The organism is Aequorivita iocasae, assembly GCF_016757735.1.
Taxonomy (GTDB): domain Bacteria; phylum Bacteroidota; class Bacteroidia; order Flavobacteriales; family Flavobacteriaceae; genus Aequorivita; species Aequorivita iocasae.
Window position 1 is genome coordinate 225,313 of the sequence record NZ_CP068439.1, and the last position, 12,838, is coordinate 238,150.

Genomic DNA, 12,838 nt, shown 5'->3' on the forward strand with positions numbered 1-12,838 from the left:
TGTAAAATTCCTAAAACCAATGAAATTTACTAAATTTTAAACTTAGCCGCAACCCATTTGTTTTTCTCCTTGTTTTCAACGAAAGTAAACCCCAGATTATTGCAAGTTTCTTTAATAATTGGCAAATCTTCTTCGTAAAATCCGCTTAGGTAAAGTTCTCCGCCTTTAGCCAAACATTTTCTGTAAGCCTCCATATCGTTCAAAAGAATGTTTCTGTTGATGTTGGCGATAATGATATCGTATTTTTTTTCAACCAATAAAGAAGCATCCCCTAGAAATACTGAAATATTATCGCAATTGTTTCTTTGAATATTTTCCAAGGAATTCTCAAAACACCACTGGTCAATATCAATGGCATCCAATTTTGAAGCGCCGCGCATTTCGGCCAAAATTGCCAAAACAGCAGTTCCGCAACCCATATCAAGCACAGATTTTCCTTCAAAATTGTTTTCCAAAATAAACTGGAGCATCATAAAAGTAGTCTCGTGGTGGCCCGTTCCAAAAGACATTTTGGGTTCAATTACTATTTCGTACTCAAAATTTTTATTTGGGTGAAATGGCGCGAGGACGGTACATTTTCCGTCAACTTCAATGGGGTTAAAGTTTTTTTCCCATTCAGAATTCCAGTTGATCTGTTCTATTTCTGAAAAAGTATATTCTATTTTGAATTCCTCAGATTTCAAAATATGAATAGCATCCAAAATATTTTGGTTCCATTCTTCCTTTTGAATATAGGCCGTAACGCCTTCCTCGGTTTCAACAAAACTTTCAAAACCTGCATACCCCAATTCGGCAATCAAAATTTCGGTACCGGGTTGGAGCGGCCTCACTTTAAAATCATAACCTATATAAACTTGCGACATTAAAATGAATTTACAATTTTCATAAAACTTTCAACCTTTAGGGAAGCCCCACCAATTAAGCCTCCGTCAACATCATCTTGCCCAAAGATTTCCGAAGCATTGTCCGGTTTTACACTTCCGCCGTAAAGTATTGAAACCTCATCGGCTATTGTTTTTGAATAATTCTCAGCCATGGTCTTTCTTATGAATTCGTGCATTTCCTGAGCCTGTTCGGGACTTGCGGTTTCACCAGTACCAATGGCCCAAACGGGTTCGTAAGCAATAATAATATTTTCCCAAGCTTCGTCAGCAATATGGAAAAGACCCTCGGAAAGTTGCGTTTTTATTAATTCGAAATGGTTTCCATTCTTTCGGTCGTCCAATTCCTCACCGATACAGAAAATAATGGTCATTTGGTTTTCTAGCGCCGTATTTACTTTTTCGGCAAGTATCGCGTTGTCTTCATTAAAATACGCACGTCGCTCGCTGTGGCCCAAAATAACGGTGCTTGCTCCTACACTTTTCAACATTTTTGCGGAAATTTCACCCGTAAACGCGCCTTCGTTGCTCTGGTGCATATTCTGTGCGGCAAGCGCTACAGGATGCTCGCGCAAGGACCGGAAGGTATGGTTCAAACTCGTAAACGGCGGCGCTATCATAATTACTACATCGTCTGGAAATACCTGCTTTTTCAATTCCACCAAAAACATTTCTGTTTCAGCCAAATCGTTGTTCATTTTCCAATTTCCAGCTACTATTTTTTTTCTCATTTCAATGCTTTTAAAAGATTTTCATCATTAGTTTCAATGGCTTTATAAAGGCTGATTTCGCCTTCGGGATTCACAACCATATATCTGGGAATCCAGTCTAAGTCTATGGAAGAACAAAAATCGCCCTTCCATCCTGCTGGGATAAAGTAGTTTTCGCCCACAACGCCGTATTTTTCAATGCCGTGTTTCCAGCTTTCGATTTCTTTGTCCAAGGAAAGGAAAAGAAAAACAACTTCCGGGTTTTCCTCGCGAAGCTTTTGCACCTTCGGCATTCCCACGATACAGTCCTTGCACCAACTGGCCCAAATGTCTATAAAGACGGTTTTCCCTTTGTACTGTTGAAGTATTTCTGAAAAATTTATTTCAACATTATTTTCTGAAAGAAATTTTTCGTTCAAGGCAGCTTCGGAAAAGGATTTTTGCTGTGTCTGCGCGAAAGAAATAAACAATAGGAATATAATTAGTGATTTCATATGGTGAAAATTGATACTGTTGCTACTGTTATAAATTTACTGATTACTGATAATTGATAATTGATAACTGAATTACTGTCTACTGATTTTCGGATCGAGCCAGCCGTAAATTATATCCACAAAAATATTGATTAAAATAAACAATGTGGCAATAACTATAACTGCGCCCATAATTACGGGTAAATCGAGGGTGTTTAATGCATTTACAATTTCCTTTCCCAGTCCGTTCCAACCGAAAATGTATTCTACGAAAACGGCTCCCGCAAGCATTGAGGCAAACCAGCCTGAAATTGCTGTAACTACAGGATTTAAAGAATTTTTTAATGCATGTCTTTTTATAATTTGATAAAAAGAAAGCCCTTTTGCTTTTGCCGTGCGAATGTAATCCTGGTTCAAAACCTCGAGCAATGAATTGCGCATCAATTGGCTCACAACCGCCAACGGCCGGATGCCCAAAACAAGGGCCGGGAGTATTAAATTTTTCCATTGAATGTATTTGCCGTTCCCAAAATCGTCAACTTCGTAAAGGCTTCCTGTCATATTCAAATTTGTGTATTCGTGAAGCAAAAAACCGAAAATCCACGCAAAGATAATCGCACTGAAAAATGAGGGAACGCTCATCCCCAGAGTGCTTACCAATTGAATGGCTTTATCAATAAACCCATCCTTAAAAAGCACGGAAATAATTCCGAGGAAAACCCCAATAATCATTGCAATTACAATTGCTGAAACCGCAAGAATAAAGGTATTGGGAAGTGTTTCAGAAATAACTTCGCTCACCTCTTTTCCGTTTTTTTGAAAGGATTCGCGCAAATAGGGCGTTTTTAAAACCACGTTTGTATTTCCGACAGAGAATAATTTTGCCGCATTGTATTTTCCCTCGGCAAGAAAAGTGTAATCGTCCGGAATTTTACTGTGAAAGGATATGGGCGACAAATCATTTAAATATCTTATATATTGCACCGAAACGGGCTGGTCAAAACCGTATTTCTTTTTTACAACGGCAAGTTGTTCCGCGGTTTCGTTTTGGCCGAGCATCATGCGCGCGGGGTCGCCGGGAAGGATTGTAAACAGCAGAAAAATCACGGTCACAACCCCAAACAATGTAAGTAATGCATAACCTAATTTTTGAAGTATGTAACTCCCCACTTTTCTATTCTTTATTGTTTATTATTATTTTTTATTGCTCGTGGTTTTGGCTATTGCTTAACCTGCTCTATAGTAAGAGGTTTGTATTCAAAATCTTGGCCGAAAAGTATTTTGGCATATTCCTCAACAGTTTCTTCAAAACCTGCTTCTTTTCTTCTTTGGTTTACCGTTTCAGGATTTTCAATGGGCCAGATAAATTTTTCGCCATCTCTTTCCATTCTTCCTTGTGTTCCGTAAATTTGGGGTTTGCCTTCATCCATTAAATATCTATCTTCCATCATTGCTACCAATTTCATAGGAATTTCTCCTTCTTTGCCAGCCTTCTTAATTAAATGTATATACTCACCAATTTTAGTTGAATGTTGCAATACATACCATGCTGCAGTATTCGTGGGCTCACCGACCATAGATTTGCCTGGGTATCCCACAGTGTTAAATATTTTTTCTACATAATTTAAATTCGCACTATCAATAACCACTTGCATTTTCCATAAGTCCCCGCTGTATTCAGCTTCGGAAAGACCCATACTTTCACCCAATTTCTTTCTTTCTACCAAAGATTTTGTCTGCATCAGCGTGCGGTATTTTTGGTCCAGCACTGCAATGCTGTCCAAACGCTGTTTTAAGGAAAGGTCCAATTTGGGTTTTGCGTTTTCGACTACTGGAAGTTGCAATTTTTGGGCATCGTTCCAGTGAAGCTTTTGTTTTATGGTTCCGTTGTCAAGTTCCAAAATCCCCGGATTACTGCGGACGATGGTTTTCAGCGTAGTTTCATCGCAGAAGTAAAATTTGAAATTCAATTTATATTCCTCCGTCAAAGCTTCGGTCATTTCCTGCGAGGATGCCGAAAGGCCAATCACGCTATAACCATTTTTTAAGGCTTTATCGGTCACCTCTTTTATAGGAATGTAACCGTCCTTTTCGGTATTTCCCAAACTATAAGCAATCACAACCACCAGATTTTCTTCATTTAAAAATTGTTCAGTGTAATCCTCGCCATCCCTTTCCATCGTAAAATCATGGATTGGCGGGGTGTAGCCCTCCTGTATCATTTCGGTTTCGGTACTTATCAATTCCCCATCCACCTGCGGATATTCGCCGTTTGTAGTGATAACTTTTTCTTCGCCATTAACGTTGAATTTCCACTTATATTCATAAATAGGGCCTGGTGCACCTTCAGGAACCGTCATTCCTTCCTTAATATTCGCACCTATTTTATACGGACGGAAATCGATTATCGGTAGATGCAACAAAACATAATAAGTAATTCCGAGACAGAAAACGAAGGATGCAAAAATGAGGATGCTCCGTATTCCTTTTGTGAAAAATGGCTGAATATATTTTTGTCCCACAAAAAGTATCAAAATCAAAACCAGTAATACGATATCTTTTGTGAAAGATTCCCAAGGCGTGAGTTTTATGGCATCGCCAAAGCAGCCGCAATCGGTCACCTTGTTGAAATATGCCGAATAAAATGTGAGAAATGTGAAAAACACGATCATCAGCAACAAGGCCCAAAGTGTAAATTTTTTCAGATAACCCAAAAGCAAAGCAACGCCCAGCAGCACTTCAAAAATGACGACGAATATTGCAATCAGCAACGCATAAGGCACCAAAAACCCAAGATCCAAAACTTCGGGGGCGAAATAATCCTTCAGCTTAAATGAAAAACCAACGGGGTCGTTCAGTTTTATCAATCCGCTGATTATAAAAAGTACTCCAACAATTATTCGTGATATTCCTACTAGTATTTTCATCCCTTATAAGTCTTTTTTCTTTATTCTATTTTCTTTCCTTTAAATGAATCAGCGCAAAAACCGCATAATTTATCATATCCTGATAATTCGCATCAATTCCTTCAGAAACCAAGGTTTTCCCGCTATTGTTTTCAATTTGCTTTACGCGCAGTAATTTCTGAAGAATCAAATCCGTCAGCGAACTTACCCGCATATCGCGCCACGCCTCGCCGTAATCGTGGTTTTTGTCCATCATCAACTGTTTGGTTTTCGCCACTTGCTCATCGTAAAGTTGGGTGGCCTCTTCCAAGGACAGGTCGGGCTGCTCCACTACGCCTTTATCCAGTTGGATAAGCGCCATTATGGAATAATTTACAATCCCGATAAACTCGCTGGTTTCGTCCTCTTCAATTTTTCGCTCCGCATTTTGCTGCAAACCACGGATGCGCTGTGCCTTTATAAAAATTTGGTCGGTAAGGGACGGAAGCCTGAGAATGCGCCACGCGCTTCCGTAATCGTGCATTTTCTTGATAAACAGCTCCCTGCATTTTTCAATCTGGTCGTTATATTGATTTGAAGTATCGGCCATTAGTGATGTCTAAGATTTTGCGTAAATTTCGCTTAAATATATCAATTTAAAAAATTGCAGACCCTTAATTGCCGAGGCCAACTCATAGACCTTTCCAAGCCCAAAGTGATGGGCATTATAAATATTACGCCAGATTCGTTTTATGACGGCGGAAAAACTTTTTCAGAAAAGGAAATTTTGAAACAAGCCAAAAAATTGCTTTCGGAAGGCGCTACATTTTTGGATGTAGGCGGTTACAGTACACGCCCGGGTGCTGAGGAAGTTTCAGAAAAAGATGAGATTGAAAGAGCTGCTGGAGCAATTGAAACTATTCTGAAAAGTTTTCCACAAGCGTTGATTTCCGTAGACACTTTCCGAAGCGAAGTTGCAAAAAAAGCCGTGGAAGCTGGAGCAGCGATTGTTAATGATGTTTCCGGTGGAACTTTGGATGCTGAAATGTATAAAGTTGTTGCAAAACTGAAGGTGCCGTATATTTTGATGCACATGCGCGGTAACCCAAAAACGATGGCAAAACTTACCGAATATAAAAATGTAACCATTGATGTATTAAAAGATTTAGCTGAAAAAATAGCGCTTGCTAAATCGGAAGGCATCAACGATATCATTGCCGATCCGGGTTTTGGCTTTGCCAAAACCCGACAACAAAGTTTTCAGCTTTTGAATAATCTGGAGCTTTTTCAAAATTTGGACGTTCCAATTTTAGCGGGTATTTCCCGAAAATCCATGATTTACAAAACGTTGGATACTTCCGCAGAAAATGCATTGAACGGAACCACTTCGCTAAATACAATCGCGCTTTTAAAAGGTGCATCCATCTTAAGGGTGCACGATGTAAAAGAAGCCGTGGAATGTGTAAAATTGTTTGAAAACCTAAAATCTTGACGGCAATCCATTAAAATTTTTAAAGTACTTTTACAAAAAAACGCACACCTTTGGATTTTCTCGACATTCGGATTATAGACATAGTAGATATTTTACTGGTGGCTTTCCTATTGTATTACCTCTATAATTTGGTAAAGGGTACCGTGGCCATCAATATTTTGGTTGGAATAATTATAGTTTATGCCATTTACGTAGTCACCCAACTTTTGGAGATGGAACTTTTGAGCAAGATTCTGGGCGGCTTTTTAGGTGTTGGTATGTTTGCCTTGGTGGTAGTTTTTCAGCCCGAAATCAGGAAGTTTTTGTTGATGCTGGGCTCTACCAATTTCAACGCGCGACGAAGGTTTTTAAAACAGTTTAAATTCTCGGGAAATGATTCCACCCTTAAAACAAATCTGGAAGGAATTATAGCGGCCTGCAAAAAAATGTCTGCTTCACACACCGGAGCTTTGATTGTACTTCAGCGTAACAATAGCCTTGATTTTGTTAAAAACACTGGTGATGAAATGAACTTGGAAGTAAACCAGCCAATTATTGAAAGTATTTTTTTCAAGAACAGTCCGTTGCATGACGGCGCCATAATAATTGAGGAAAACCGAATTACTGCAACGCGCGTTATTTTGCCCGTTTCAAACGACAGAAAAATTCCGTTGCGTTTTGGGCTCCGGCACCGCGCCGCAGTGGGTATTACTGAAAAGACAGATGCGGTGTGCCTTGTTGTGTCGGAAGAAAACGGACAGATTTCGTATTTAAAGGATGGTGATTTTGTACTGTTTGAAAATGTGGATGAACTTATGAAAATTTTGAAAAAAGATTTAAGTTAAAGAGCTTCCTCAGCCATGAATTGTACTTCATAGAGATTTCTATATAAACCTTTTTCGAGTTTCAGCAATTTTTTATGAGTACCTTCTTCCACAATCTTTCCAGCGTCCATTACTATTATTTTATCCGCCTTTTTGATGGTTGCCAATCGGTGCGCGATCACAATCGAGGTTCTTCCTTTGGTAATTTTGTCTGTAGCAGTTTGAATCAATTCCTCGGAATAGGTATCTACGGAAGAAGTGGCCTCGTCCAAAACCAAAATACTGGGTTTGCTCACATAGGCGCGAAGAAAAGCAATCAACTGTCTTTGCCCAGAAGAGAGCATGCTCCCGCGTTCCTTCACATTATAATGATAGCCATCAGGAAGCGATTGTATGAATTTATGGACGCCTATTTCCTTTGCTGCTGCTATTACTTCTTCTTCGGAAATGTTTGGATTATTCAGCGTAATATTGTTTAAAATAGAATCTGCAAAAAGGAACACATCCTGCAAAACAACAGCAATTTGGCTCCTCAGTGACGCCAGTTTATAATCCTTTAAAGAAATTCCGTCTATCAAAATATCGCCGCTATTTATTTCGTAAAAACGATTCAAAAGATTGATAATTGTACTTTTTCCGGCACCGGTCGCGCCCACGATGGCCACGGTTTCACCGGGATTGGCCTTAAACGAAATTCCTTTAATCACTTCTTCATCTTCATTATACCCGAAGTGTACATTTTTGAATTCAATTTCACCGTTGGTACTGGTATAATCAACCGTGCCCGTATCTGCAATGTGCGATTTGGTATCGAGAATCCCGAAAACGCGGTTTGCCGCTACCATCCCCATTTGTAAGGTGTTAAATTTATCAGCTATCTGCCGAAGCGGTCTAAACAGCATTTCGGCATATTGTATAAATGCTGTAATTATTCCCAGTGTTACAAAACCTCCGCCAATAACATTCAAACCACCATACCAAACAACCAAACCCGTGGCTACAGCACCTGCCGTTTCTGCAATGGGAAAGAAAATAGAGTTGTACCAAACAGTTTTTATCCAAGCTTTACGATGGTCTTTGTTTATTTCCTGAAACCGTTCGTACTCGGTTTTTTCACGGGTGAAAATTTGAACTATTTTCATCCCTGTAATTCTTTCTTGAACAAAGGTATTTAGATTTGCCACTTGATTCCGAACGTCTTCAAAAGCTACTTTCATCGCTTTTTGGAACACACGGGTGGCATAGAGAATAAAGGGCAAAACAATAAAAACAATGAGCGACAACCGCCAGCTTTGGTAAAGCATAAACCCCGCGATTACGAGCATTTTCAATAGGTCACTAATAATCATAAACAAACCTTCGCTGAAAATACTTGAGATGGTTTCCACATCGTTCACAGCGCGGGTCGTCAATCTTCCGACGGCGCTCTTATCAAAATATTTCATTTTGAAACTCATCATCAAGCGGAAGAGTTTTTGGCGCATATCCCGGATTACGCTTTGGCCGAGCCAGTTTGTGTAGAATATAAAAGCGAATTGAAATATTACTTCCAGCATAAGTACAACCACCATTAAGATGATGTACTTCATAAACCCCTCTCCGTCTTTGGGAACCATGGAATTGTCTATGGCCAACTCCAAAAGATATGGACGCAGTACCGCCAGACCAGACATTACAATTGCCGCAAAAGCAACAAAATAAAACACCCCGCGATACGGCTTTGTAAAAGCCAGCAATCGCTTAAAAAGCTTAAAATCGAATGCGTTTCCTGTGGTTTCTGCCATTATGCTTTTATGTTATCGGGGTAAATAACTTTCGTTAAATACAATCCGTGTGCGGGTGCGGATGCACCCGCTTCTTCCCTACGTTTACTTTTCAGTATTCTCTTAAATTCTTCCAATGTAGTTTTTCCGTAACCCACATCTAAAAGGGTTCCAACGATTGCGCGGACCATATTCCGAAGAAAGCGGTCTGCGGCAATGGTAAAAATAAGTTTATTATCCGTAGCTTTCCAAAATGCTTTTACGATGGTGCAATTGTACGTTTTTACATCGGTTTTGGAACGTGAAAAGCATTGAAAATCTCTATGGGTAAATAGCATTTCAGCGGCTTGGTTCATTAAATCCAGTGCTGGTTTATTGTTTATCTGAAATGCAAAATCCTGAGAAAACGGGTCTTTTTTAAGCGAAATTAAATATTCATATTCTCTTTCAACCGCATCAAAACGCGCGTGAGCATCTTCCGTTACTTCAAAAATATTTTTTACTGAAATATCCTTCGGAAGAAAGGAATTCATTCTAAAGATAAATTCATCAAAATTTTCAATTTCATCAAAATCGAAATGGGCAAAAAGCTGTTTGGCGTGCACCCCGGTATCCGTTCTGCCAGCGCCCGTGAGCTTTATATCCTTTCGAAGCAAGGTTGAAATGGTTTCCTCCAAAACTTGTTGTACGCTAATCTGTTCGGGCTGGCGCTGCCATCCAAAATAATTTTTCCCGTTATAGGCTATTTCAATAAAATATCGCAATTATTTATTTTTCAGAATTGACAAAATTACAATTTAGAAATAAGCATTCGTATTATTACTTTGAAAAACTTGATACCTTCGCAAAATATTAAATACTCCATTTTGATAAAAATACTTTTGCTAAGTGACACACACAGTTACATTGACGAAAAAATCCTGAAATACGTAAAACAGGCTGATGAAGTATGGCATGCAGGCGATATTGGCGATCTTTCGGTCACAGATGCCATCAAAAAACTAAAACCACTTCGCGCGGTTTACGGAAATATTGATAACACGGAAGCGCGCATGGAGTTTCCGCTGCACAACCGTTTTATGTGCGAAGGGGTTGACGTTTGGATAACGCACATTGGCGGCTATCCGGGAAGGTACAATCCGTCGATCCGGCAAGAAATTTATTCCAATCCACCAAAAATCTTTATTTGTGGCCATTCGCATATTTTGAAGGTCATGCCCGATAAAACCACCGGACTGCTTCATATGAATCCCGGTGCGGTGGGAAAACACGGTTTTCAAAAAGTGAGAACTATGCTTCGGTTTGAGATTGATGGTGAAAAAATCCAGAATCTGGAAGTTATTGAATTTGAGAAATAGTTTTTGGCGAAAAGCGAAAAGGAATTAGGAATTGGAAAAATATTTGAAAACAAAAAACCCCCGAAGTTGGCATACTCCGGGGGTCTTGCACTAATATACCAAGATTGGTTTACCGTAAACGATCAACAGATTTTACGAGGTCCTCATCCCTTTTTATGGCCTTGTTGGCCAGCACTAAAAATACGATAGAAATGATGGGAAGAAGCACCCCAATACCCTTCTCTGAAACCAATGTTTCTCCGGATAAAGTAAGCGATCTGTAAACGAAAACTCCTAGTAATACAAAGTTTGATATGATGTTTAAACGGTTGAGCACAAACTGTAACTGCCGTTTTTTAAAACTTAAAATTGAAATGATAGTAAGCGCAATGGAAATAAATACAAGACCAAAGACCAACGGTTCATCACGCTCCATAACCGCTGCCCCATCTTCACCTAAAATAACGGGAAACCACATATATAAGGCTCCCATAATAAGTGCGGAAACGATTAAGTAAATGGTCTGGATGCGTTGAATCATGTTGCAAAAACTAAAATGTGCAGCAAAAATACTGTTTCTTTTTAAAAAAAATAACGGTACTTTTTAATTTATTGTTGTATTATTGCAGTAACAATTCGTAACCAACTCAACAAGGGTTACTTAGTCTTCGAAAAAATTTTCAACGTACTTACCTTCTCAAAAGGAACATAACAGTATCAACTTTAACAACAGTATTTTCTACATGTTTGAAATTTCAGATTTAAAAAGCAAAAAGCTACCTGAACTCCAGGAAATAGCCAAAGAACTTAATGTGCCGAAATATCGCACCCAAAAAAAATTGGACTTGGTCTATCAAATTCTCGATTATCAAGCTGCTAACCCAAAAGCGGTTAAAGCAGTCATTAAAGCCGAAGAGTCTTCTCCAGATACTAAGAAGGAGGAAAAAACTTCTTCTTCAAGTGACAATGCGGCCAAGGACCAAAAACAACGTCCTCAGAAAAATGAGAATAGGAACAAAAAACCTCAGCCTCAAAAAAAGCATCACGATAAAAAAAGTGATGACGACAAAAAACCTGCAGACGATAAGCGTTCCGGCAATGACAGAAATGAAAAAGACAGGAAGGACAAAAAGGAAAGCGATAAAAAACCGCAGCACCAAAAGTCAAGCAGCAACGACAACCGTCAGAAAAACCAACGTAACGACAATAACAACTCAGACAATCGCCAAAAGCACCAAAGCCACAAACAAAAAGATGGTAACGTGCATGACAATCGAAATAACGGAAATAAAGACTCCCGCAACCGTTATCGCGAACCGGATTATGAATTTGACGGCATTATTGAAAGCGAAGGCGTGTTGGATATTATGCAGGATGGCTACGGCTTTTTGCGTTCCAGCGACTACAACTACCTTTCATCGCCCGATGATATTTATGTATCGCAATCGCAGATTCGTCTTTTCGGATTAAAGACTGGAGATACAGTTCTGGGAGAGGTGCGCCCGCCAAAAGAAGGTGAAAAATATTTCCCTTTAATTAAGGTGAACAAAATAAATGGTCTGAACCCGAACGTGGTTCGCGACCGTGTATCATTTGAGCATTTAACGCCGCTTTTCCCTCAGGAAAAATTCAACCTTGCAGACAAGCAAAGTACCATTTCAACACGAATTATTGATCTTTTTGCACCTATCGGAAAAGGGCAGCGAGGCATGATTGTTTCGCAACCAAAAACGGGTAAAACCATGCTGTTGAAAGATATTGCAAACGCAATAGCAGCAAACCACCCAGAAGTCTATCAAATTATTCTTCTGATTGATGAGCGCCCTGAAGAAGTTACCGATATGCAACGAAATGTACGTGGTGAAGTGGTTGCTTCAACCTTCGACAAAGAGGCCAGTGAGCACGTTCGTGTGGCAAACATTGTAATTGACAAAGCAAAGCGTTTGGTAGAATGTGGCCACGATGTGGTAATTCTTTTGGATTCCATTACACGTTTGGCGCGAGCTTACAACACAGTTCAGCCTGCAAGTGGTAAAATATTGAGTGGTGGTGTAGATGCAAACGCGCTTCACAAACCAAAACGTTTCTTTGGTGCCGCCCGTAATATTGAAAATGGTGGCTCTCTAAGTATCATTGCAACCGCTTTGACTGAAACGGGTTCTAAAATGGACGAGGTGATTTTTGAGGAATTTAAAGGAACCGGTAACATGGAACTTCAGTTGGATAGAAAAATCTCCAACCGAAGAATTTTCCCTGCTATTGACCTTACCTCTTCAAGCACGCGACGTGACGATTTACTGCTTGATGAAAACACCATTCAAAGAATGTGGGTATTGCGCAAATACCTTGCGGATATGAACCCAGTGGAAGCAATGGAATTCATCAACGACCGAGTTAAACAGACACGAAACAACGAAGAATTTTTGATTTCGATGAACGGATAAAGTTTTTTAAAATAACCTAATTGAGCCCCGCAAAGTCTTGTGGGGCTTTT

13 protein-coding genes are annotated in these 12,838 nt (G+C 39.5%); 4 read left to right on the plus strand and 9 right to left on the minus strand.

The window, feature by feature from the left end; translation table 11 throughout:
- Window positions 1-29: 29 nt before the first annotated feature.
- From prmA to JK629_RS01130, 6 genes are all read right to left on the minus strand, one after another.
- On the minus strand, window positions 30-863 hold the full coding sequence (prmA, locus tag JK629_RS01105; protein ID WP_202336809.1) for a 50S ribosomal protein L11 methyltransferase: 834 nt from the start codon (window positions 861-863) through the stop codon (window positions 30-32).
- Window positions 863-1,612 carry a triose-phosphate isomerase gene (gene tpiA / locus JK629_RS01110; RefSeq protein ID WP_202336810.1) on the minus strand — a complete coding sequence of 250 codons (750 nt, stop codon included), beginning with the start codon at window positions 1,610-1,612 and terminating at the stop codon, window positions 863-865. Before tpiA ends, prmA begins: the two co-directional genes overlap by 1 nt.
- Window positions 1,609-2,085 carry a TlpA family protein disulfide reductase gene (locus JK629_RS01115; RefSeq protein ID WP_202336811.1) on the minus strand — a complete coding sequence of 159 codons (477 nt, stop codon included), beginning with the start codon at window positions 2,083-2,085 and terminating at the stop codon, window positions 1,609-1,611. The genes tpiA and JK629_RS01115 overlap by 4 nt, the downstream gene beginning before the upstream one ends.
- A gap of 72 nt (window positions 2,086-2,157) precedes the next feature.
- Window positions 2,158-3,234 (minus strand): ABC transporter permease, encoded by a 1,077-nt coding sequence (locus JK629_RS01120; protein WP_202336812.1) that lies wholly within the window; start codon window positions 3,232-3,234, stop codon window positions 2,158-2,160.
- A 50-nt stretch (window positions 3,235-3,284) separates the two neighbouring features.
- Window positions 3,285-4,991: a BT_3928 family protein gene (locus JK629_RS01125; protein ID WP_202336813.1), complete on the minus strand. Its 1,707-nt coding sequence runs from the start codon at window positions 4,989-4,991 to the stop codon at window positions 3,285-3,287.
- A gap of 25 nt (window positions 4,992-5,016) precedes the next feature.
- The gene (locus JK629_RS01130; protein WP_202336814.1) at window positions 5,017-5,559 is read right to left on the minus strand and encodes a DUF1599 domain-containing protein; all 543 of its coding nucleotides are present in this window, start codon (window positions 5,557-5,559) and stop codon (window positions 5,017-5,019) included.
- A gap of 54 nt (window positions 5,560-5,613) precedes the next feature.
- Between JK629_RS01130 and folP the strand changes: the two genes are divergently transcribed.
- Both folP and cdaA read left to right on the plus strand, forming a co-directional pair.
- On the plus strand, window positions 5,614-6,441 hold the full coding sequence (folP, locus tag JK629_RS01135; RefSeq protein ID WP_225626075.1) for a dihydropteroate synthase: 828 nt from the start codon (window positions 5,614-5,616) through the stop codon (window positions 6,439-6,441).
- Between the two features lie 50 nt (window positions 6,442-6,491).
- Window positions 6,492-7,265: a diadenylate cyclase CdaA gene (gene cdaA, locus JK629_RS01140; RefSeq protein ID WP_202336815.1), complete on the plus strand. Its 774-nt coding sequence runs from the start codon at window positions 6,492-6,494 to the stop codon at window positions 7,263-7,265.
- On the opposite strand, the gene JK629_RS01145 is transcribed toward cdaA, so the two are convergent.
- Together JK629_RS01145 and truA are read right to left on the minus strand one after the other, a co-directional pair.
- Entirely contained in the window at window positions 7,262-9,028 is a 1,767-nt protein-coding gene (locus tag JK629_RS01145) for an ABC transporter ATP-binding protein (protein WP_202336816.1), read from the minus strand. The genes cdaA and JK629_RS01145 overlap by 4 nt on opposite strands.
- Window positions 9,028-9,771 (minus strand): tRNA pseudouridine(38-40) synthase TruA, encoded by a 744-nt coding sequence (truA, locus tag JK629_RS01150; protein ID WP_202336817.1) that lies wholly within the window; start codon window positions 9,769-9,771, stop codon window positions 9,028-9,030. Before truA ends, JK629_RS01145 begins: the two co-directional genes overlap by 1 nt.
- A 102-nt stretch (window positions 9,772-9,873) precedes the next feature.
- Here truA and JK629_RS01155 point away from each other — a divergent pair, with 102 nt between their 5' ends.
- Window positions 9,874-10,365 carry a metallophosphoesterase family protein gene (locus tag JK629_RS01155; protein WP_202336818.1) on the plus strand — a complete coding sequence of 164 codons (492 nt, stop codon included), beginning with the start codon at window positions 9,874-9,876 and terminating at the stop codon, window positions 10,363-10,365.
- Window positions 10,366-10,474: 109 nt separating this feature from the next.
- Here the strand turns inward: JK629_RS01155 and JK629_RS01160 are convergent, their stop codons facing one another.
- The gene (locus JK629_RS01160; RefSeq protein WP_202336819.1) at window positions 10,475-10,885 is read right to left on the minus strand and encodes a DUF4293 domain-containing protein; all 411 of its coding nucleotides are present in this window, start codon (window positions 10,883-10,885) and stop codon (window positions 10,475-10,477) included.
- Between the two features lie 202 nt (window positions 10,886-11,087).
- Here JK629_RS01160 and rho point away from each other — a divergent pair, with 202 nt between their 5' ends.
- Entirely contained in the window at window positions 11,088-12,788 is a 1,701-nt protein-coding gene (gene rho / locus JK629_RS01165; protein ID WP_202336820.1) for a transcription termination factor Rho, read from the plus strand.
- Window positions 12,789-12,838 lie beyond the last annotated feature (50 nt).

Bases quoted from the DNA above. Each gene is read 5' to 3' on its own strand.
- tpiA (WP_202336810.1), bottom strand. From the start codon at position 1,612: ATGAGAAAAAAAATAGTAGCTGGAAATTGGAAAATGAACAACGATTTG.
- prmA (WP_202336809.1), bottom strand. From the start codon at position 863: ATGTCGCAAGTTTATATAGGTTATGATTTTAAAGTGAGGCCGCTCCAA.
- JK629_RS01115 (WP_202336811.1), bottom strand. From the start codon at position 2,085: ATGAAATCACTAATTATATTCCTATTGTTTATTTCTTTCGCGCAGACA.
- JK629_RS01125 (WP_202336813.1), bottom strand. From the start codon at position 4,991: ATGAAAATACTAGTAGGAATATCACGAATAATTGTTGGAGTACTTTTT.
- JK629_RS01130 (WP_202336814.1), bottom strand. From the start codon at position 5,559: ATGGCCGATACTTCAAATCAATATAACGACCAGATTGAAAAATGCAGG.
- rho (WP_202336820.1), top strand. From the start codon at position 11,088: ATGTTTGAAATTTCAGATTTAAAAAGCAAAAAGCTACCTGAACTCCAG.
- JK629_RS01145 (WP_202336816.1), bottom strand. From the start codon at position 9,028: ATGGCAGAAACCACAGGAAACGCATTCGATTTTAAGCTTTTTAAGCGA.
- JK629_RS01160 (WP_202336819.1), bottom strand. From the start codon at position 10,885: ATGATTCAACGCATCCAGACCATTTACTTAATCGTTTCCGCACTTATT.